The following is a 20,309-nucleotide window of genomic DNA, read 5'->3' as shown; positions in this document are numbered from 1 at the left end:
AGCGCGCACGAGGGCGGTTCAGCAGCAGCACGGACGAGGGTGAGCACGCAGCGCCCGCGCCCCACTCATCCGGCCCTGGAGGACTGATGGCAGGCGCTCATGTGGTGCTCGTGGAGGACGACGACACGGGCGAGAACGGCGTCAGCGTGACGCGCGTGCTCGTGAACGGCACCGACCTTGGCCGCGTCCTGGATGACGTCAAGATCAGGGTAGGCAGCGACGGCCGACCTACGACGATCCGGCTGACGCTCGTCCCGAGCCGCCTGGAGATCCGCGGCGAGCTCGCCGACGGTGATCGTCGGGAGCCTCGCGCCGGCTTCACGGCCGCGCTGGACGCCCCGACCCCAGGGGGGTGACCCCCGACCGGAAAACAGGAAGACCGTCAAGGTGCTGGTAGGCGCGGTCTGTACGGGTCTGGGGGATCTGAAGCGCGCCGTTTCGGGCGGGCGCCTGACAAGCCGGGAGGCGGCCGCGTGTGCCCTTCCGGGGGTACCGGAGCATTGACCCTGCCCTGAAAGCGTGACTCGCCGACATGGTTGATGATCCTGTTTGTGCAGGTGAGAGGCTTGAAAGTGTGACGCACCCCTACTACGATGAACCCATGACGAGGACGTGCGCGATGTGCCCGGCGGAGCTGCCGATCATGGCTCGCTCGCACGCGCGCACCTGTTCGCCCCGTTGCCGCAAGGCGCTTTCACGCGCCAAGGCGACGGCGCTCCCCGTCGAGCTGACGACCCGCGCCAGGTGGGTTCGACGCTCCGCGGCAAAGGTTCCGCTGACGACCGGCAGCATGCCGGCCTCGTCGACGAACCCGCGGACCTGGAGCACGTATGAGGATGCCGCCGCCTCGTCGGCCGGCGTCGGTCTGGGCTTTGTCCTCTCCGACGTCGACGACATCGTCTGTCTCGACCTCGACCACTGTCTGAACCCGCTCACCGGGAGACTTGCCCCGTGGGCCGCCGCCGTTCTCCGAGACGCGGGCACCACCTACGTAGAGGTGTCCCCGTCCGGCGACGGCTTGCACATCTGGGGCCGTGCGGACGTCCGACAGGGGCGCCGCATCCGACGCCCCGACGGCACGGCCGTGGAGGTCTACGGCGCCGGCCGGTACATCGCAATGACGGGGCGCCGGCATGGCAACGCCCCGTCTCTGCTTGCGGATTTGACGGGTGTTATCGATCCGCTGTGCTGTTCTTAGTCCGGATTTCGTCGCACAGTTCCCTCAGCGACCGAACTGCCGTAACAGCCTTGGCGGCGAGAGCTGGCACCTGATCAAGCGCAGCGCTAGCAATGGTGTTGAATCCGGCAAGGCAGGCAATCGCGACGGTAACCCAACCGATGGGCTCCATTCTTGGCAGACCTTTCAATCTTGGGTCAGGCCAAGGAAAAAGGGCGCACCCGGCCTAACCACACCAGTGGTTAAGGACGGAGATGCGCCCGAATGCACGTCTCGGTCTGCGCGAGCTAGACAAAGGTCTCTTTGGCCGGTCCGGGCATCGGGTTCCCGGGGGCCTATTCAATGCGCTATACAAGCTCGTCGCATTGGGATCATAGCACGAACCGCGCAAGTGGCGGGACACAGTTACCGAGGGCCGAACGAAGGGAGTAAGGATGGCCGGACGAGGCCCCGCCCCGAAGGACCCGGCGAAGCGTCGCCGGCGCAACGCCACGGAGCCGGAAACGGTCGTGACTCCCGACGACGAACTTCGAGGCCCGGAGCTGCCGGAGGGCGTGCTCGGAGTCGACGAGGACACAGGTCGCGTCGTCGAGTGGCACCCCATGACACAGCGCTGGTGGGACTCCTGGCGCACGTCGCCCATGGCGCAGACCTTCATCGAGACTGATTGGCTGTTCCTGATCGACACAGCCCTGATGCACCACACGATGTGGAGCAAGGGCCGGTGGGAGTACGCGAGCGAGATCCGCCTCCGCGCCGCCAAGTTCGGCGCCACGCCGGAGGACCGGGCCCGCCTGAAGCTGAAGGTCGACGACCCGAACGCCCGCCAGGCGCCCGCACAGCGCCCCGACAACGTGAGCGACATCAGCTCTCGACGAGCTCGCCTCACTGGATAAGGAGACCGCGTGCCGCGCGCAATCGTGCGCGCCCCCGGTCATGACCGCGCCCGCTCGCTCGGGTGGCTCGCGGTTGCGTGGATGGAACACTTCGTCGTGCACGGCCCTGGCGACGTTCAGGGTGAGCCGGTACGGCACGGAGACGAGTACACCGCTTTCGTCGTGGACTGCTACGCGGTCGATGACGACGAGGGTCGACTCCTTTACGACAGCGCGTTCTTCAGCCGCCCGAAGGGCTGCGACAAGTCGGGTCTTGGCGCCCGCATCGGTCTCTTCGAGGCTTTCGGTCCCGCGCGTTTCGCCGGCTGGGCGGAGGGCGGGGAGATCTACCGCGACCCGTGGGGACTCGGCTTTGAGTACGTCTACGAGGCCGGCGAACCGATGGGCCGCCCGGTCAAGGTGCCGTACCTCCGCATCATGGCGACGGAGGAAGGTCAGACCGGCAACGTCTTCGACACCATCCACTTCAACTTGACCGACGAGGCGTCGCCCCTGTCGCTCGTCCCCGGCGTCGACGTCGGGCTGACCCGGATCATCCTCCCTGACGGCGGGGAGATCATGCCGTCGACCGCCTCGTCCTCGTCGAAGGACGGTGGTAAGGAAACGTGGGTCTGCTTTGACGAGACGCACCTGTACAACACACCTGAGCTGCGGCGCATGTACGCGACCGTGACCCGCAACCTTCGCAAACGAAAGCGCGGAGCTCAGACGTGGTACCTCGAAACCACCACCATGTTCGCCCCCGGGCAGGACTCCGTAGCTGAGCGGACGTACGAGGAAGCGGAAGCCATCCGAGACGGCCGCAAGAGACGCGGGCGCGCCCGCCTCATGTACGACCACCGTTGGGGCGAGTGCCGGAACCTGAAGGACGAGGACGAGCTCCGTGCCGCCCTGGTGGACGCCTACGGCGACGCCATGGAGTGGATGGATCTTGAGTCCCTCGTCGACGACTTCTATGACCTCCGCAACGACTCCGCGGACGGCCGCAGGTACTTCCTGAACTCCCGCACCGTCGCGTCCGATGCGTGGATGGACCCCGATGCGTGGGCGCTCTGCCGGCGCGCGGAAGAGATAGCCGCGGGTGAGCTGATCACGCTCGGCTTCGACGGATCCATCCGCGATGACGCAACGGCGCTCACCGCCTGCCGCGTGTCCGACGGACACCTGATGCTGATCGGCGTCTGGGAGAGGCCGGAGGGTCCAGAGGGCGACGGGTGGCAGGTCGACCGCGAGAGCGTAGACAACGCCGTGAACCGTGCCTTCGAGCGCTACGAGGTCTGCGGCATGTACGCGGACCCGCCGCACTGGCAGGACTACGTAGACCGCTGGACCGCGGAGCACGGCGAGGGGCTTCAGGTCCGTGCGACGGCCGCGCGACCCCTGGAGTGGTGGACGAACCGTCCCACCGCCATGGAGTCGGCCCTCGATCGCTTCATGGAAGCGGTAGACGACAAGGGCCTGTCGCACGCCGAATCCCTTGACGTCGACGAGCCGTCCGCCCTGCTCCGTCTCGGTGCCACGCTGACTCGCCACGTGCGCAACGCCCGCCGCCGGCCGATGGGCCGGAATCACCTCGGTATCGGCAAGGAACACGCGAAGTCGCCGAAAAAGATCGACGCCGCCATGTCGGCCGTCCTCGCCTACGAGTGCCGCGCCGACGCCGTGGCTGCCGGAATCACGAAGCGTAAGAAGCGTTCGCGCTCTCTCGTCGCGTTCTAGAAAGGGGGCCCCGTGCCTGTTGAAGCAAGCGAGCCAGAGTCCCCCGGGTGGTGGCTGAAGCGGCTCGGAAAACAGATTCTCGACGAGCGGGATGACCGCCACGAGGACGGCGAGACGGTCCCGGGCCTGACGACGCTTCGGAAGTTCGCAGAGGGCACGCCGCCGCTCCCGGACGTGCAGGGCGTAGATCCGCGTGAGGCCCGCGAGTGGATGCGCGACGCGCGTACGAACTGGGCGAGCCTGGTCATCGACGCGACCACAGAGCGGATGAGGGTCGACGGCTTTCGTTTCGGCACCGCCCAGAGCCGGGGCCGGGCGAACCGTCAGGCCGACGACGACGCCAACCGCATTTGGCAGGAGAACAGCCTCGACGCTGACTCGGGCCTTGTCCACTACGGCGCCCTGTCGCAGCGCCGCGCCTTTGTCCTCGTTGAGCGCGGAGACGACGGCCGGCCGGTCCTGACACACGAGACGCCAACGCAAGTCGCGGTGGAGTACGAGCAGGGCAGTCGGCGCAGGGTAGCGGCTGGTCTGAAACTGTGGCGCGACGACTGGACGGGCGACACCCGCGCGACGCTGTGGCTGCCTGACCGGATCCATCACTTCACTACCCGGCGCGCTCACCCGGTGTTCGCAGCTTCCACGGCGGAGCTGCGTACGTGGGACGCATGGGCTACGCCCGACGCCGCTGACGGCGTGGAGGCGAATGGGCTCGGCGTCGTTCCGCTCGTTCCGTTCGTCAACCGACGGAACCGGCGCCCGCAGGGGTTCGCGGAGCACGAGGACGTGCTCTCGGTTCAGAACCGGATCAACCTGTCGCTTATCAACCTCATGGCGGCGATGAAGTACGGCGCGTTCCGGCAGCGTTGGGCCGCCGGCCTGGAGGTCGACGAGGACCCCTTGACCGGGCAGAAGATTCAGCCGTTCCGCCTCGACATCCGACAGTTGTGGACGGTGGCCGACCCCGAATCCAAGTTTGGTGAGTTCAGCGCCACGGACCTCGTTCCGTACGTTCGCGCCGTTGAGTCCGCGGTTCAGGACTTGGCCGCACTCACCCGTACCCCGCCGCACTACCTGATCGGCGCCGTGGTGAACGTCTCCGGCGACGCCCTGAGCGCGGCAGAGACCGGCCTCGTGTCCAAGGTCCGTGACCGGACCCGCAACTTTGGTGAGTCGTGGGAACAGGCCATGCGCCTTGCCTTCCGCATCCTCGGCGACGACGAGCGCGCGAAGGCGTGGAGCGCAGAAACCCTCTGGGCTGACCCGGAGTTCCGCAGCGTCTCCGAAATGGCTGACGCGGCCGTGAAAAAGGCGAGCGCCGGCGTCCCGTGGCGTCAGCGCATGGTCGACATGGGATACACCCCGGGCGAGATCTCCCGCATGGAGATTGACCGTGCGGCCGACGCGCTGAACGCGACTCCGACGACGGACCCCATCCCCGCACAGCGTCAGGGCCAGGCCGACGCGCAGCAGCGCGACCCGCGGCCCGTGATCGGGCGGAGCGCCGATGACGCTGACGCCGCTTGATCAGCGGTACGGCACGGCCGTCCGCCGCGTGTGGGCATCCGTCCTCGGGCGCTCCGGCCGCGCGTGGTCAGACCTCGGATCCTGGCGGGACGCCGACGTCCGGCGATTCCAGCGCACGGCCCTCCCGATCGTCCTCGCCGGCCAACGTCAGGTAGCGACGCTCACAGCCTCGTATCTGGAGACCCTCTACCGCGAGATCGCCGACGAGGAGTCGCGTGCGGAGCTCGACCTCGACCGGGTGACCGGGCGAGCCCTCCGCGACGTGGACCCGGCGGAGGTCTACCGGCGGCCGTTCGTGGAGACGTGGACGGCGCTGTCGAACGGCGAGCCGCTGGACGTCGCTATCGACCGTGGCGCCCGCCGGCTCGACGTCATCACGCAGACCGATCTACAGCTTGCCCGCACGCACACCGTGCGCGAGGTGACTGCTGAACAGCCCGGCGTCACGTACACCGTCCGGGAGCTGCAAGGCGAGTACGACTGTGCCCTGTGCATGATCGCGGCGACGCAGCGCTACCACAAACGCGACCTTGCGCCGATCCACCCCGGATGCGATTGCCTCGTCAAGACGGTCCGGGCCGACTACGACCCGGGCCAGGTCATCGACGAGGAGCGGCTCGAAGCGATCCACGATGCGGTAGAGGCGGCCATCGGCCAGTTCGACCGGGGTGGCCGGGCAGTCGACTATCGAAAGATCATCATCGCCCGCGAGCACGGAGAGATTGGGCCCGTGCTCGGCTACCGGGGCCAGCGGTTCACCGGCCCCGACGACATACACCTTCCGACCTGACGCCCGCCATGGGCCGACGACTCCCGACAGGGGAACCGCATGCCTGAAGAGACCACGCCCAAGCCGCCGACGCTGAACGAACACGGCTACCCGGACAACACCGCAACGGCGGATATGGCCCCGGAACATCAGGTCGCGTACTGGCGTCACCACGCGCGCAAGCACGAGCAGCGCGCGAACGCGGCCCCGGACTCGGCGGAGCTGGAGCGCCTTCGTGCGGCCGACGAGGAACTGAAGACGCGCAAGGCGGCGGAGCTGTCTGAGTCGGAGCGTCTCCAGGCAGAGCGAGACACTGCGGAGGCCGCCCGTGTAGCTGCGGAGGCGGCTCGGGACGCGGCCGTTGCTGACGCCCTGCGTGTCCGCGTCGCGGCGGAGAAGGGTCTCACGGCTGCGCAGGCTGACCGGCTCCGAGGCTCGACCCGCGAAGAGCTGGAGCAGGACGCCGACGATCTGCTGACCGCCTTCGCGCCGCAGACGCCGACCCCGCCGGCTGCGCGTTCCGGTGGCCCCCGGGGGACCGACGTCGGCAACACCTCGTCCGTAGCGACCGGCGCCGAGCGATACCGCGCCCGCTACGGCAAGAACTGACCAACCTCATCACGGAGGAAATATGGACCTCAGCCTCAAGACTGAGAGCTTCACGCAGGACCGTCGGGATTGGCTGGGGTCCGCCCACGGCACCGACGCCCCGGTGAGCATCACGGTGGACGTGAGCACGTTCACCAAGGCCACGCATTACCCGGACAACTACCTGAAGAGCGGTCTCCCGCTCGGCAAGATCACGGCGTCTGGGAAGTACGGGCTGTACTCCGACGCTGCTGTCGACGGCCGTCAGACCCTCGTCGGCTTCCTGTTCACCCCGCAGGACGTAGACGCTCGGGGCGTCGCGTCGACGGCAGTTGTGGGCTCCATGCTCATTCACTGCTTCATCCGCGAGGCGAAGCTCCCGGTGGCGGTCGACGCTGCCGGAAAGACCGACGTCGCCGGCCGCATCATCTTCGTCTGAGAGGTAGAGCATGCAGCTCATCACTAACTACGCGACTCCTGCGGAGCTCACCGGGTACGCCCGCGAGGCTCTGCGGGATCGCGAGGAAAACACCTTCAGCCTGAACCGGTGGCTTCCGAACGACACGATCAACGACCTGACGTACCGGTTCAACCGGGGCGGTGGCGGTCTCGTGGAGGCGGCCGTTTTCCGCGCGTTCGACGCCGAGTCGGACATCGGGTCTCGCGCGGGCGCCTCGCGTGTGACGGGCGAACTGCCGCCCCTGTCGCGGAAGATGCCCGTTGGCGAGTACGAGCAGATCCGCATGCGGAACGTCGACACGCAGGGCTCGGAGATCCGCGACGCCATGGAGGCTGACGCGGTCAAGCTCGTCAGCGCGATTGCCGCGCGAATCGAGCTTGCTCGGGGGCAGGCTCTCTTCACGGGTGCTGTAACGATCGCCGAGAACGGTGTTCAGGCGTCCGTCGACTTCGGTCGGGCGGCTGGTCACACCGTGACGGCGGGTACCGTCTGGAGCAGCACGGAGACGGCGCTCGCGTACGACGACCTTCAGTCGTGGCTCGACACGTACAACACCACGAACGGGACGCTGCCGGCGTACACGCTGATGTCCCGCAAGATCTACAACTTCCTGCGGCGAAACAAGCAGATTCGTGAACTGGCGTTCTCCGGCGCCTCGTCGGCTCCGACTGTGCTGACCCGTGACGCGCTGAACGCCGCCCTCGGTGACTTTGACATTCCGCCCGTGGTGATCTACGACGCGAAGGTGTCCGTCGGCGGAGCCGCTACCCGCGTCACGCCGGAAGACAAGATCTGCTTCCTGCCCGACCAGGGCGACGCAGCGGGCAAGACCATGTGGGGCGTGCCGGTGGAGGCGAACGACCCGCGGTACGGCCTGCAGGGCGACGCGGCCGGCGTGGCCGTGGGCGCGTACAAGAGCGAGGACCCGCAGACCGTTTGGACCCGCGCGACGGCTATCGCCCTCCCGGTCCTGGCGGCGCCCGACCTGACGTTCGTCGCCGACGTTCTCACCTGATCAGAAACGCGAGGCATACACGCATGGCCAAGCTAGCGACGTACGTCCACGTGACGGACGGCAAGGGGACGGCCCACGTGTTCGGCCCCGCCGACGAGGTCCCGGAATGGGCCACGTCGAAGATCACAAACCCGAAGGCGTGGGCGGAGGCGCCGACGGCGTCCGTAAGTACACTCACGGACCCGCCGAAAGCGCCCGCCCGCCGGACGACGCGACGGAAGGCGGCCGATGCTCCTGTTCACGACGACTGAGCTCGTGGCGCTCCTCCGAACGCCGCTCCCGCAGGAGTCGGCCAACCTGGCACATGAGCTCACCCTCGACGCGTTCCGCGGGGAGGTCGGCAACCGCCTGACGGACCCGCCTCAGCCGGGCGTGAAGGCCGTTGCTCTGGCGGTCGCAGCCCGCGTCCTGACAAACCCGGGCGGAGTCCGCTCGGAGCAGGCGGGCGGCATGCTGGTCACGTACGCCGACGCACAGACCGGAGTCGTGCTCTCGGAGGACGAGCGGCGCCGGCTCCGGCGGTCTGTCGGTATGGCGTCTGGGGCGGGGATGCTCGACATCAGCCCTGAAGACGCCGTGCCGTGCGCGCGGGTTTGGCGGCCGGCGTGAGCCTGATCGGAGCGCTCCTGTCAGAGACGTGCTACATCCGACGTCCCGGGCCGCGGGTGCGGGACTCCACGGGGTCCTACGTGCCTGGCCCGCCGGTAGAGATTCGCGTCGACAACTGCGGAGTGATCAGTCCGTACGGCGTCACGGTCGGCGCCTCGTCGGAGACGAACGAGGCGTCGGAGACGGTGAGCACGAGACGCATCTTCGTGGCGCCGCTCGGGACCGACGTGCGACCGGCAGACAGGATCATCCGAGGTGACGAGGTGTGGGAGGTCATCGGCCGCCCCCTCGTCTTCCCGCTGACATCCCTTGCCCGTGTGGAAGCGACCGTCACGGAGGTGACCGGCTAAGTGGCCTACCGCTCTCGCTACACCGGCCGGTACTCCGGCATTGGTTCCATGCTCTCCCGGCCATGGCTCCAGGCTCCGTGCCTGGCAGCGGCGGAGAAGATCAAGAACGAGGCGCAAGCGCTCGCGCCGGTCGGCAACCCGACGGAGGACCGGCACGCGGGGCTCTACGAGGCGTCGTTCTCCGTCGTCCCGATCTACAAGAACGTACCGTTCCGCGGGCGTCCCCGGCAGCGCGCCGGCGCCCGGGTGCTGAACACGGCCCCGCACGCCTGGCGCGTCGAATACGGCGACGGTCGCGTCCCGGAGTACGCCCCGCTCCGACGGGCGATCGAGGCCCTGAAGGCGGCGCGTGGTGGCTGACGTCGAATCTGTGATCGCGCCGTGGATCGAGGCGACGCTCAGCGTCACGGCGGGAGCCGAGACGCCCCCGGACTTGGAGAACGTGTTGCCCTTCGTGCGCGTGCAGCGCGCGGGCGGGGCCGACGAGCGGTTTGCGGCGCACCCGCGGATCGCTGTCGACGTCTTCGCAGCCACAGCGGATGAGGCACGCACCCTGGCGAACAGCGTGCGGGATGCCCTGCTCTTCCTGAACGGGTCCGTCCCGGATGCGGTCGTCCGCGGCGTGCGCTGCACCTCCGGCCCTTCCCGCCGGCCGTGGGCGAATCCGGCCGTGCACCGTCGCGGCGCCGCGTACTCCGTGAGCCTCCGGGACGCGTAACCCCCTGACATTCGACCCGAATTGCCGTCGGCATTCGGGTCTTTCGCATGCCCTGGAGGGCTCATGGCGGATACCCGCAATGCCGATCTGACGTTCGGCGCAACTGACTATCTCGTGTACGCCGCAGCTGCGAACACGGCGGCTCCGGCGGCGTTCGCCGACCCTGCTACGGGGTGGACGAATCTCGGTTGGGTGACGACTGAGGGCGGTCTCTTCAAGCTCGAAGAGGAGACGAAGGACATCGAGGCGGCGGGCTCTCTGGAGCCGATCCGCACGCTCATGACGAAGTCCACGAAGTCCGTTCAGGTCACGTTCCTGGAGGGGCTGAATCCGCTCGTCCGGGCGCTGTACGACAACGTGGCTGTTGCCGGCCTGGAGCCGACGACCGATGTCGCCTCGTACGACCTCCCGGACAAGCCGAGCGACCTTCGGTACGCCTTCATCTTCGACACGATGGACGGCAACAAGCGCATGCGCTTCTACATGCCGAACGGCAAGGTCACGGAACGCGGCGACGAGCAGCCGCAGACGACCGACGTCATGCCGGTTCAGATGACCTTCAAGTTCTTCAAGGGCGCCTCGAACGCGGCAGCCGTGAAGCGCTTCATCAAATATGGCGGCGTGGACGTTACCGCGTTCTTCCCCGCGTAACCCTCGTTCCAGCGGGGCCCGTATCTGCGCGGGTCCGGGCCCCGCTCACTCGCACTGTTGACCCGCGCCCACAACGACTTAGGAGACCCGCGCATGTCTGCTACCACCCCCGCTCAGGCCCAGGAGAACGAGGCGTCGGAGGCGTACGGCACAGCCGAACTCTGCGGCGTCGAGCTGCGGATCAAGCCGATCACCGCATGGCGCCCGTCCTACCTCCGAGCTCTGCGAGAGGCGGACTACGACACGTGGGCGGCCGGCGTTCTGCACGCGGACGACGTGGAGACGTTCGTCGAGCTCGATGCGACGTTCGAGGAGATCAACACGTTCACAACGGCCGCCATGGAATCCGTGGGAGAGGCACCGGGAAAGTCTGGTCGACCCTCGCCGTCCTCGACTCGCACGCGGAAGCGCTAGAGGCTGACCTCGCCTGGCGAGGGATAGACCTACTTGACGTCTATCGTGGGCGGCTTTCCCTCCGGCGCCTGCGCGTGCTCGTCGAGCACTTGCCCCCGGAGTCGGCCACGAAGACGGAGATCCGCAACGCTGTTGGGGCCGACGAAGTGGCAGCGCACGGCGAGTACCGGCCGGATCTCGGCCAGTGGAGCGCCACAGAGATGATGCTCGCCGCCATCCGGGACGAGCTGATGTTGAGCCGGTACGTCGCTATTGCAGCGGCCGGCGGAAAGCCGCCGGAGTTCCACCCGACACCCCGTCCAGGGGTGCCCCCAACATCCGCACAGCGGACGGGCGGAGGGATGACGGATGAGATGCGCCGCGCCCTCGACCCGCGGCTGAGAGAACAGCCGATGGAGGCATAATGGCGGATCTGGACATTGTCGGCGGCGCGGCCGTCGACGTCGTGCCGATCGTCCCCAATTTCCACAACCGCCTCCGGGCAATGGTGCTTCCAATCGCTGACCGCGTGGGCCGCGAAGCGGGGGAACGGATGGGCGACGCGATCGCCAACAGCATCCGCGTTGCCATCCCTCAGGCAGTGCAGCAGGGCGGACAGGCAGCATCCCGGGCCGCCGGGCGGCAGGGCGACGACACGGGCGGTGCATTCGCCCGGTCGCTCCGGCGCCGGCTCGAAGTCGCGTTCCGCGCAATGCCCCGGCTCGACGTCCGCCTTTCTGACACCGGGGTGGACGCGCAGCTTGCCCGTATCCGTGCCCGCCTGGAGCAGCTCAGCAGCCGCCGGATCGGCATCGATGTCTCGACGGAGGCGGCAGCCGCGGAGATTCGCCGGCTCGACGCAGAGCTTCAGCGGCTCGGTGCCTCGCACGCCGACGTGTCCGTTCGCGCCGACACCGCCACCGCCCGCGCAGCCCTGGCGGAAATCGCCGCGGAGATACGGGCGGTTGACGCCACGGACCCGACGATCAACGTCGACGTGGACACGGCCGCCGCGCGGTCGGCGCTCTTCAGCCTCTCCGCTCAGGTACTTGCTATCGCCGCAATCCCCGTCGGCCCCGCTCTGGCTGCCGGTCTCGGCGCCGTAGTCACCATGGCAACGGCCGCCGGCGGCGCTCTCGGCGCGTTCGGTTTGGCCTCTGTCCCCGCGATCAAGGGTGTCTCGGAGGCGCTGAAGACGCAGAAGGCAGCGCAGGAGGACAGCACGCGCGCCACGACCTCCGGGGCTAACGCGGGTGTTCAGGCGGCACAACGGGCTCTTCAGGTGGCCAGCGCCCAAGACTCACTTGCGGCAGCGCACCGCAACGGCGCCCGCTCGATCGCGGCCGCGAACCGTCAGGTGGAGGACGCCGAACGCGCCGCCGCTCAGGCTTCGCAGCGTGCGGCAGATCAGCGGCGCCAGGCTGCGGAAGCCGTCGAGCGTGCGGAGGAGTCCCTCGCCGACGCGCAGCGCGCGGCACAGCGGGCCGAGCAGGATCTAACCGACGCACGGGCCGAAGCAGCCCGTCAGCTCCGTGACCTGAATGACCGGCTCACGGAGGGCGCCCTCGACGAGCGCGAGGCGGCTCTCCGCGTGCGTCGTGCCGAGGAAGAGCTTCAGGCCGTGCGGGCCAAGGGCGCGAAGGCAACTCAGCTCGAACGCGACGAGGCGCAGCTCCGGTATGACCAAGCCGTCCAATCTGCCGCTCAGCAGAAGCGCGATTATGCCGACCTTCAGGCGGAGGCAAAGAAACAGGCTGACGCCGGCGTGGAAGGCAACGAGGCCGTCCGCTCCGCCACGGAGCGCGTGGGCGACGCTCAGCGCGCCGTCCGCGACCAGACGAAGGCCCTGGCCGATGCACAGCGCGCGTCCGCGCGGGCACAGGCCGACGCGGCTCAGTCCGTCGCCGACGCTCAGCGGCGCGTAGCGGACGCCGTGGAGAACGTAGCTGCCGCGCAGACAGCAGCCGCGGAGGCGATCGAGTCCGCCGAACGCGGCGTCGCGTCCGCCCGGCTGAACGCCTCGAAGTCGACGGAAACGGCGACGACGAAGGCGCAGGAGCACGAGGCCGCGCTCCGGAAGCTGTCCCCGACTCAGCGCGCGCTCTACGACTCGATAGCCGGCCCACAGGGCCTGAAGGCAGCGTACGACGAGTGGCAGAAGAGTCTTCAGCCTCACACCCTTCCGATCTTCACCCGTGCCGTCGACGCCGCGAAGGCGTCACTCCCGGGTCTCTCCGATCTCGTGATCGCAGCGTCCCGCGGTATTCAGACGCTGATGGACAAGGCGTCCACAGAGCTCAAGTCCCCGTTCTGGGACCGGTTCAAGGCCGGGGTCCGGGACGGCGCGGAGCCGGCGATCGTCGGTCTCGGCGTGGCCATCGGCAACGTCTTCAAGGGTGCGGCCGGCATCGTCGACGCCTTCCTCCCGCATCTCGACGGCATCGTCTCCCGGTCGGACTCGATCACTGAGCGCTTCGCGGAGTGGGGGACGAGCCTGCGGGGCAGCCCGGACTTTGAGCGGTTCCTCGCCTATGTGAAGGACACGGCGCCGGGACTGGGGGCGTTCCTGGGCGACTTGCTGACGGCTGCGGTCGACGTCGGGCAGGCACTCGCGCCGCTCTCGCAGATCATGTTCGCCGTGCTCACTCCTGTGATTGAAGGGCTGAGCTGGCTCGCGACGAATGCACCCGGGGTGATTCAAGTCATCTGGGGTCTGTACTTTGCGCAAAAGGCAATAGCCCTCGGAATGTTCGCTTACGAAGCCGCTATGGGCATTTACGCGCTTGTCACTGGAGGCGCAGCCACGGCAACGTGGGCATGGGCTTCTGCTCTTTGGGCGACGGGTATCGTTCCGTTGATCATTGCTATTGTCGCTGCCGTCGCCGCACTAGCAGCCGGCATCGTCTGGGCGTACAAGAATGTCGGATGGTTCCGTGACGCTGTGGACGTGGCGTGGAACGGAATCAAGGCGGCGTCGCTCTTCCTCTGGGATTATGTCCTGAAGCCTGTATTCGCCGCCCTGTGGTGGGCGATAAAGGGGCTTGGAGACATTGCCGTCTGGCTCTGGGAAAAGGCCATTGCCCCCGCCTTCAAGTTCATATGGGAAGCGGGTCGCTTCATGTGGACCGTCCTTTGGACGATCCTGCTCCTGCCGCTCTACCTGGCGTTTCGCATGGTCGGCGAAATCGGGCTGTGGCTCTGGGATAAGGCTCTTGGGCCTGCGTTCCGCGCCATCGGCGATCTCGCCATGTGGCTGTGGGACGTCGCCATTAAGCCCGCCTTTCGCGAAATTCAGGCGAAGTTCAGCCTACTCGGCTCTGTGGCTCGCCAGGTGTGGGAGCAATGGATTCGTCCCGCATTCCAGGAAATCGGGGACAAGGCGAAGTGGCTGTACGAAAAGGGAGTCAAGCCGCAGATAGACAACCTGCGCTCCCTGCTCGACATGCTCGGCGACGCATTCCACTCCCAGAAAGACAACATCAAGCGAGCGTGGGATCAGATCTCAGGCATCGCGAAGGCGCCTGTCGAGTTCATTGCGAAGATCGTTTACAACAAGGGCATCGTTCCCGTCTGGAACGCCGTTGCGAAGATCACCGGAGTCGGAACCCTCGACGAGTTCAAGGGATTCCACACAGGCGGCATCATGTCCGGCTACTCCCCGGGACGAGATGACCGTCTGATCGCCGTCGGCGGTGGCGAGGCCATCATGCGGCCGGAGTGGACGCGGGCTGTCGGCGCGGACCGGATCAACTCGTGGAACGCTGCCGCCCGCTCCGGCGGTGTCGGCGGCGTTCAGCGCGCGATCTCCGCGGGCACGCCGGCGTTCAAGGACGGCGGCGTCGTCGATTGGATCAAGGGCGGAGCCTCCAAGGTCGGCGACGTCCTGAAGGGCGGATGGGACGCACTGACGGACCCTGCCGCGCTCTTCGACGAGCTGACCGGCGGCGTCCGGGACAAGCTGAAGTCCCTCGCACAGAACCCGTTCGCGCAGGCCGTCGGCAAGATGCCGATGAAGATGCTCGCCGGACTCAAGGCCAAGGCCCTGGAGTGGTTCTCCTTCAGCGGCGGAGGCGGAGCGTGGGGGATGCCCGTCGACGCCAAGATGGGTACCCCGTTCGGGCAGGCTGGCGGCATGTGGTCGTCGGGCCGCCATACCGGTCTCGACTTCCCGGCGGCTGTCGGCACCCTCGTCCGCGCTGTCGCAGGCGGCAAGGTGTCCATGGCGACGGGCGGAGGCCCGTACGGAAACCACGTCATGATCAATCACGGTGGCGGCATTCAGTCGCTGTATGCACACCTGTCGGAGATCGTGACGAAGGTTGGCGACACCGTCCGCCAGGGCCAGAACATCGGCCGTGTGGGCGCGACGGGCAACGTGACCGGCCCGCATCTTCACCTTGAAGCGCGCGTCAACGGCCGCCCTGTCGACCCGATGACCTACCTCGCCGCGAGTGGGGGAGGGGACGGTGGATCCGGCGTGGCCCGGTGGCGTCCGGCCGTCCTCCGTGCGCTGAGCATGGTCGGTCAGCCGGAGAGCATGGCGAACACCACGCTCCGACGGATGATGCAGGAATCCGGCGGAGATCCGCGAGCGGTGAACCTCTGGGATGTGAACGCCCGGAACGGCACTCCGAGCACGGGTCTCATGCAGGTGATCCGGCCGACGTTCGAGGCGTACGCCGGCGCCATGCGGCGCGTTGGTCCGTTCCTCCACGGCGTCAGCGTCGACCCGATCGCGAACATCTACAGCTCGATGCGCTACGCACTCTCGCGTTACGGCTCCCTGCCACGCGCCTACGACCGACCCGGTGGCTACGCCTCCGGCGGACTGCCAGGCATCGGCGAACTCGCGTGGGTCGGCGAGCACGGACCAGAGCTCGTGCGCTTCCTCTCCCCGACGCAGGTCTACAGCGCCACGGACTCCGCGTCGCTCGCGCGGCAGATGTCGACGATGACGGGCGGCGGACAGACGGGCCCGACTCAGCTCTACGCCGACGTGCATGTCTACGTCGGTGACCGGGAGATCACGGACATCGTCGACGTACGTATCACGCAGCGCGAGGCACGCGCAGCTGATCAGCTCTACACAGGAAGGCGGTTCTGATGCCCGACGAGCCCACCCCGGACGAGCCGGGCACGGAAGCGCCGCCCATCGACGAGCCGGCGCCGGAGATCCCGGTCTACACGGCGCCGGTTGTCGAGCCTCCGCCCAACTCTGCGGCCGAGCCGGCCCGGGGTGAGCAGGGAGGGGACGGCGGATGAGCGTTCCCTCGAACCTGCTCAGCGCGAACACCAGCGGCGTCGAAACCAACACGTCCGGGTGGACTGCAGGCAGCAACACCACGTTGTCGCACTCCACCCGGTTCTACCAGGGTTCGCGCTCGCTGGGGATGACAGCGACTGCTTCCGGGACCGTCTCCGCTACGACCGCAACCCGTGTTCCGGTCGTAGCGGGGGAGCGGTATCAGGCGTACGCGTTCTTCGCGAACGTCGTTGCTGCCTCCGGCCGGACGTCCTCCGTGACGATCTCGTGGTACGCCGGATCCGTGGGCGGATCCCCGATCTCGTCGACGACCGGCGACGCCACGACGCTGGCCAACTCCACGGCGTGGAACACCCCGCCGCCGCAGGTGATCGGCGTTGCTCCGGCCGGCGCCGCCTACGCGGCTCTGACGGTCACGGTGACTGGCCTCTCGGCCGGCGCCGTGGCCGTGGCGGACGTCATGACGCTCGGCCTGCCGAACGCGGTCCCGGGCAATCTGTACTCGTACAACGTCTCTTCGTTGGAGGCGGATGCACTCGGCTGGGCAACGATCACGAACGCGAGCGTCGACCGCGTGCAGCCGGACGCATTTGAGGGTTGGTACAGCCTCCGCCAGACGGCCGCTGCGTCCGGGCTGTCCAGGGTCACGCGGAGTGCCTTCGTGTCGGTGAGCAACTCAACGGAGTACGTGGCGCACGCCATGGTGAAGCCGGCGACGTCATCGGACGTCGACATTGAGATCCGTTGGTACGACGCGGCGGACGGCTACCTGTCGAGTGCTGTGCAGCACTGGCCCTCGGTCCCCACGACCGGGTGGACGAGGATGACGGTTGTCGGGAAACCGCCCGTCGGGGCAACGCAGGCAAAACTTAGCCTGGCCCCCACAGCCACCGGAGCCGGCCACGTCTGGTTGTGGGACATGCTTGCCCTACTCCCGGCGCCGGTCATCGCAGACTCGCTGTTGGGCTACGCCGCCCAGTCATCCGAAGTCGGTGTGTCATCGTGGACCGCGACCGGCTGCACCATTGCCCGCAGCGTCGCAGAGCGAATCCAGGGAGTTGCCTCTCTGGCGGTGACGACGACGGGCCCCGACGCTACGGTCCGCCTCGCAACGCCCGTGCCGGTCACGCCGCGCCACGCCTACCGCGGGTCGACGTACCTCTATCACGGAGCCCTCGCGGGTGAGCTGCTGATTGACGTCCTGTTCACGTGGTACACGAGCGACGGCGTAGAGATCGACACGGGTACGTACCGCTGGACCACGGCGGCGGACGCCGGGTGGTATGCCCTCGTCGGGTCCGACGTGGCGCCGGACGGTGCAGCGTCGCTCCGGGTTGGCTTCCGCATCCTTACTCCGGGCTCGTCGACGTACTACCTCGACGAAATGGCCGTCACCCCCGGCGGGCTCGGCGTCGTCGCCGACGTGATCCCCGGCGCGTACGGCGCAGAGATCGACCTCCAGGGCCTGACTACCGGAGGCCACACTCACTATGGGCTCTGGCGCCTGCGTGACGACGGCGCCATGACGGCTGTCCGCGGAGAGACCGGCGACATGACGGCGGTCCCGATCACGGGGGACCTGGCGGTCGCGCAGGACTACGAGGCCCCGCTAGGTGTGCCCGTGCGGTACCTCGTCCGCGCTTTCACGGGGTCGGCGTACCTCCGGGCCAACTCACGTCCCGTCACCCTCCCGGCTCCACGATCGACGGAGATCGTAGTCAAGGATCCGGTTCAGCCCGCCCGCGCGTGCACGCTTGTTGTGCAGACCATGCCGGATTGGACGAGGAGCGCGCGACAGGGAGTCCACAGGGTCACCGGCCGGACGACTCCCATCGTGATTTCCGATATCCGGACGAGCCGCGAGGGGACGATGACTGTCGTCACGGCCACTCGTGACGAGGTAGACCGTCTGTGGTGGCTGCTGGAGACCGGCGGGACGCTGCTAGTCCAGTGGCCCGACGCGTGGTCTGAGCGCGACGTGTACGTCCAAGTCGGCGACGTCACGGAGTCTCACATCGTCCAGTGGGCCGACTACAGCGACCGCGCATGGTCCATCCCGCTGACGGAGGTTGACCGGCCGATCGGCGGTCTCGTCGGCTCCGCCGCCCGCACATGGGCGACGGTCGAGACGGAGGGCGGTGACTGGCTGGAGATCCTCACGACCTATGGGTCCTGGCTCGGAGTGCTCTCGGGGGAGGCAGGCTGATGCAGACGACGACAGCCAACTTCCGCAAGGCGTTGACGACGTCGCACCGGATGGCTGTCCGGGTGGACGCGTACTACGACGGCGCGCTCATCCGTCCGGACATCCCGGTCACCGACGGATCCGTCACCCTCGACCGCGGGTCGAAAGTGCGCCGGAGCCTGTCCCTTACGGTGCCCGACCTGAAGCTATTGCCATGGGACCCTTCGGACCCGCTTGCTGTCTACGGGCAAGAGCTCGTCGTGAAGCGGGGAATCGCCCTGAACGGCGGGACGGAATGGGTCACCCTCGGGACCTTCCGAATCGACGAGCCGGCAGCGGACGTTCACATGGGTCCGATCACGCTGACTGGCAAGAGCGCTGAGGTCTCAATTCAGGACGACCGGTTCCTTCAGCCGACGTCGACGCGCGGGCATTCAACGTGCATGAACGCAATCGAGTTTCTGATCCGCGAGACGCTTCCGGATGCTGTTATCGTGAACGCCACGCACGATAACCGCAACCCGGCCTGTGCTGTCGCGGACTGGAATTCGCAGGGTGACCGTTGGGACGCCGTTGCGCAAGTTGCCCGCGCGATGAACGCGGAAATCTATTGCGATGCGACGAACCGATTCGTTGTTGCCGATGTTCCTACTCCTCTCACTTCAGCGGTTGTTTGGGACATTGCGGAGGGGGAGGGCGGAACGCTCATGTCCGCGGCCCGAACGCTCTCAAGAACGGCCGTTTACAACGCCGTTGTGGCGTCGGGCGAGAACACCGCGTCGGACACGCCGCCGGTAAGCGCTATTTCGTACGACGATGACCCTGCCAGTCCGACGAGGTGGGGCGGCCCGTTCGGTCGAGTGCCGAGATTCTACTCGTCGGCACTCCTCACGTCAGTGGGCGCATGCGAGGCAGCAGCAGATTCCATGCTCTTCGACGCTACGGCGCCGAATGTGCAGACGGCGATAGCTGCAGCACCTAATCCGGCTCTGGAGCCCGGAGATTGTATCCGTCTGCGCTACGCGGGACGTCGGAACCTGTTCATCCTCCAGTCGCTGACGATCCCGCTGACAGCAGCCGGTTCGTCCTCCATCACCCTGCGCGGGGGGAAGGAAGAGGAGTGACACGCCTGGTAGACGCGGTGCAGCGCGCCGCAGCGGACGCCGTTGTACAGCGCGGGTCCGCGTGGTTCCTGGCGACCGTCGACGTGGTCAACACGGGCGGCACGGTGGATATCAGCACGGCGACAGGGCCCGCTCTCAGGGTCCGCCGGCTGAAGCACTACACGCCCACTGTCGGAGACCACGTCATGGTAACCGTCAACGCTGACGGAAATTGGCTCGTCGTTGGGGCCACCGCATCTTGATACGAAACCCACAGGAGAAGAAATGCCCGGCGTGGACGAGCTCGATCAGAACGTTCCGTACCCTCACCTGAGCGACCCGCCGAACATCGAGTCGGCTATGGGGAACCTCGTCAGCGCCGCCGTCCCCAAGCTAAACATGGTGTTTGACGACGCCAACGCGCGGGCGGCGACGATTCCGTCTCCCGTTGCGGGCATGGAGTGCTTTCTCAAGGCGGAAAAACGCAAAGAGATCTTTGACGGAACGGCATGGGTGACGATTACCCCAAGCGGTTGGATCCCGATCAGTTATGCGTCCGGCTACACGGCAAGGGCCGGAAGTCCCGCGTACCGCATTGTGAATCAGACCGTCGAACTTCGAGGGCAGGTGCAGAACTCCGGGAATACTGATCTCCCCACAAACGCGCCGTTCGTCATTGCCAACATGCCGACCATTGCGCGCCCGCCACATCCCCGGTTCTTCATCACAACGACCGAATGGGCGTCGTACCTATACGCGCGTATCGAGATCCAGCCGGACGGAGAAGTGATCGTCATCATTCCCGCCGAGTCCGCCGGCGCCGGTACACCGAACTGGGTTGGCCTCGACGTCGTCCGGTACTCGCTTATCTGACCCGCCTTCACAA

Annotated in this window: 21 protein-coding genes; all 21 read left to right on the top strand. The window is 67.4% G+C overall.

All coding sequences use genetic code 11. From position 1 onward, the window contains the following. Positions 1-86 precede the first annotated feature (86 nt). The 21 genes from ACGFQ9_RS01910 (at position 87) to ACGFQ9_RS01810 (ending at position 20,296) form a co-directional block, all read left to right on the top strand. Complete coding sequence (locus tag ACGFQ9_RS01910) at positions 87-356, top strand: hypothetical protein (RefSeq protein ID WP_393570149.1); 270 nt, start codon at positions 87-89, stop codon at positions 354-356. Positions 357-601: 245 nt separating this feature from the next. Beyond that, positions 602-1,198, top strand: a complete 597-nt coding sequence (locus ACGFQ9_RS01905; RefSeq protein ID WP_393570147.1) for a DNA primase — start codon at positions 602-604, stop codon at positions 1,196-1,198. A gap of 413 nt (positions 1,199-1,611) precedes the next feature. Beyond that, positions 1,612-2,073 carry a hypothetical protein gene (locus ACGFQ9_RS01900; protein ID WP_393570145.1) on the top strand — a complete coding sequence of 154 codons (462 nt, stop codon included), beginning with the start codon at positions 1,612-1,614 and terminating at the stop codon, positions 2,071-2,073. Between the two features lie 9 nt (positions 2,074-2,082). Continuing rightward, positions 2,083-3,792: a terminase gene (locus ACGFQ9_RS01895; protein WP_393570144.1), complete on the top strand. Its 1,710-nt coding sequence runs from the start codon at positions 2,083-2,085 to the stop codon at positions 3,790-3,792. Between the two features lie 12 nt (positions 3,793-3,804). Beyond that, positions 3,805-5,319, top strand: a complete 1,515-nt coding sequence (locus ACGFQ9_RS01890) for a phage portal protein (protein WP_393570142.1) — start codon at positions 3,805-3,807, stop codon at positions 5,317-5,319. After that, positions 5,300-6,109 carry a hypothetical protein gene (locus ACGFQ9_RS01885; RefSeq protein ID WP_393570140.1) on the top strand — a complete coding sequence of 270 codons (810 nt, stop codon included), beginning with the start codon at positions 5,300-5,302 and terminating at the stop codon, positions 6,107-6,109. The genes ACGFQ9_RS01890 and ACGFQ9_RS01885 overlap by 20 nt, the downstream gene beginning before the upstream one ends. A 39-nt stretch (positions 6,110-6,148) precedes the next feature. Further along, complete coding sequence (locus ACGFQ9_RS01880) at positions 6,149-6,697, top strand: hypothetical protein (protein WP_393570139.1); 549 nt, start codon at positions 6,149-6,151, stop codon at positions 6,695-6,697. A 22-nt stretch (positions 6,698-6,719) separates the two neighbouring features. After that, on the top strand, positions 6,720-7,115 hold the full coding sequence (locus tag ACGFQ9_RS01875) for a head decoration protein (protein ID WP_393570137.1): 396 nt from the start codon (positions 6,720-6,722) through the stop codon (positions 7,113-7,115). Positions 7,116-7,125: 10 nt separating this feature from the next. Then, entirely contained in the window at positions 7,126-8,151 is a 1,026-nt protein-coding gene (locus tag ACGFQ9_RS01870) for a major capsid protein (RefSeq protein ID WP_393570135.1), read from the top strand. 228 nt (positions 8,152-8,379) lie between these two features. Continuing rightward, a complete protein-coding gene (locus ACGFQ9_RS01865; protein ID WP_393570133.1) occupies positions 8,380-8,760 on the top strand; it encodes a hypothetical protein in 381 nt (126 codons plus the stop codon). After that, the gene (locus ACGFQ9_RS01860; protein ID WP_393570131.1) at positions 8,757-9,110 is read left to right on the top strand and encodes a hypothetical protein; all 354 of its coding nucleotides are present in this window, start codon (positions 8,757-8,759) and stop codon (positions 9,108-9,110) included. Before ACGFQ9_RS01865 ends, ACGFQ9_RS01860 begins: the two co-directional genes overlap by 4 nt. Further along, a complete protein-coding gene (locus tag ACGFQ9_RS01855) occupies positions 9,111-9,470 on the top strand; it encodes a hypothetical protein (RefSeq protein WP_393570129.1) in 360 nt (119 codons plus the stop codon). Continuing rightward, complete coding sequence (locus ACGFQ9_RS01850; protein WP_393570127.1) at positions 9,463-9,828, top strand: hypothetical protein; 366 nt, start codon at positions 9,463-9,465, stop codon at positions 9,826-9,828. The genes ACGFQ9_RS01855 and ACGFQ9_RS01850 overlap by 8 nt, the downstream gene beginning before the upstream one ends. A gap of 63 nt (positions 9,829-9,891) precedes the next feature. Further along, positions 9,892-10,479: a phage tail protein gene (locus ACGFQ9_RS01845; protein WP_393570125.1), complete on the top strand. Its 588-nt coding sequence runs from the start codon at positions 9,892-9,894 to the stop codon at positions 10,477-10,479. Positions 10,480-10,572: 93 nt separating this feature from the next. Continuing rightward, entirely contained in the window at positions 10,573-10,893 is a 321-nt protein-coding gene (locus ACGFQ9_RS01840) for a hypothetical protein (protein WP_393570123.1), read from the top strand. 74 nt (positions 10,894-10,967) lie between these two features. Further along, entirely contained in the window at positions 10,968-11,297 is a 330-nt protein-coding gene (locus ACGFQ9_RS01835; RefSeq protein ID WP_393570121.1) for a hypothetical protein, read from the top strand. After that, positions 11,297-15,976, top strand: a complete 4,680-nt coding sequence (locus ACGFQ9_RS01830; RefSeq protein WP_393570120.1) for a peptidoglycan DD-metalloendopeptidase family protein — start codon at positions 11,297-11,299, stop codon at positions 15,974-15,976. Before ACGFQ9_RS01835 ends, ACGFQ9_RS01830 begins: the two co-directional genes overlap by 1 nt. Then, a complete protein-coding gene (locus ACGFQ9_RS01825) occupies positions 15,976-16,134 on the top strand; it encodes a hypothetical protein (RefSeq protein ID WP_393570118.1) in 159 nt (52 codons plus the stop codon). The genes ACGFQ9_RS01830 and ACGFQ9_RS01825 overlap by 1 nt, the downstream gene beginning before the upstream one ends. Then, positions 16,131-18,341: a hypothetical protein gene (locus ACGFQ9_RS01820; RefSeq protein WP_393570117.1), complete on the top strand. Its 2,211-nt coding sequence runs from the start codon at positions 16,131-16,133 to the stop codon at positions 18,339-18,341. The genes ACGFQ9_RS01825 and ACGFQ9_RS01820 overlap by 4 nt, the downstream gene beginning before the upstream one ends. Then, entirely contained in the window at positions 18,341-19,444 is a 1,104-nt protein-coding gene (locus ACGFQ9_RS01815) for a DUF5047 domain-containing protein (RefSeq protein WP_393570116.1), read from the top strand. Before ACGFQ9_RS01820 ends, ACGFQ9_RS01815 begins: the two co-directional genes overlap by 1 nt. Before the next feature lie 273 nt (positions 19,445-19,717). After that, entirely contained in the window at positions 19,718-20,296 is a 579-nt protein-coding gene (locus ACGFQ9_RS01810; protein WP_393570114.1) for a hypothetical protein, read from the top strand. Positions 20,297-20,309 lie beyond the last annotated feature (13 nt).

The organism is Streptomyces sp. NPDC048603 (genome assembly GCF_043199475.1).
In the GTDB taxonomy this organism is placed as follows: domain Bacteria; phylum Actinomycetota; class Actinomycetes; order Streptomycetales; family Streptomycetaceae; genus Streptomyces.
This window is presented reverse-complemented; position numbering and strand designations above follow the sequence as displayed.

Coding starts and splice junctions, on each gene's coding strand:
- ACGFQ9_RS01885 (WP_393570140.1), top strand. CDS start 5,300: ATGACGCTGACGCCGCTTGATCAGCGGTACGGCACGGCCGTCCGCCGC.
- ACGFQ9_RS01875 (WP_393570137.1), top strand. CDS start 6,720: ATGGACCTCAGCCTCAAGACTGAGAGCTTCACGCAGGACCGTCGGGAT.
- ACGFQ9_RS01880 (WP_393570139.1), top strand. CDS start 6,149: ATGCCTGAAGAGACCACGCCCAAGCCGCCGACGCTGAACGAACACGGC.
- ACGFQ9_RS01820 (WP_393570117.1), top strand. CDS start 16,131: ATGAGCGTTCCCTCGAACCTGCTCAGCGCGAACACCAGCGGCGTCGAA.
- ACGFQ9_RS01900 (WP_393570145.1), top strand. CDS start 1,612: ATGGCCGGACGAGGCCCCGCCCCGAAGGACCCGGCGAAGCGTCGCCGG.
- ACGFQ9_RS01910 (WP_393570149.1), top strand. CDS start 87: ATGGCAGGCGCTCATGTGGTGCTCGTGGAGGACGACGACACGGGCGAG.
- ACGFQ9_RS01825 (WP_393570118.1), top strand. CDS start 15,976: ATGCCCGACGAGCCCACCCCGGACGAGCCGGGCACGGAAGCGCCGCCC.
- ACGFQ9_RS01905 (WP_393570147.1), top strand. CDS start 602: ATGACGAGGACGTGCGCGATGTGCCCGGCGGAGCTGCCGATCATGGCT.
- ACGFQ9_RS01845 (WP_393570125.1), top strand. CDS start 9,892: ATGGCGGATACCCGCAATGCCGATCTGACGTTCGGCGCAACTGACTAT.
- ACGFQ9_RS01830 (WP_393570120.1), top strand. CDS start 11,297: ATGGCGGATCTGGACATTGTCGGCGGCGCGGCCGTCGACGTCGTGCCG.
- ACGFQ9_RS01870 (WP_393570135.1), top strand. CDS start 7,126: ATGCAGCTCATCACTAACTACGCGACTCCTGCGGAGCTCACCGGGTAC.
- ACGFQ9_RS01865 (WP_393570133.1), top strand. CDS start 8,380: ATGCTCCTGTTCACGACGACTGAGCTCGTGGCGCTCCTCCGAACGCCG.
- ACGFQ9_RS01840 (WP_393570123.1), top strand. CDS start 10,573: ATGTCTGCTACCACCCCCGCTCAGGCCCAGGAGAACGAGGCGTCGGAG.
- ACGFQ9_RS01815 (WP_393570116.1), top strand. CDS start 18,341: ATGCAGACGACGACAGCCAACTTCCGCAAGGCGTTGACGACGTCGCAC.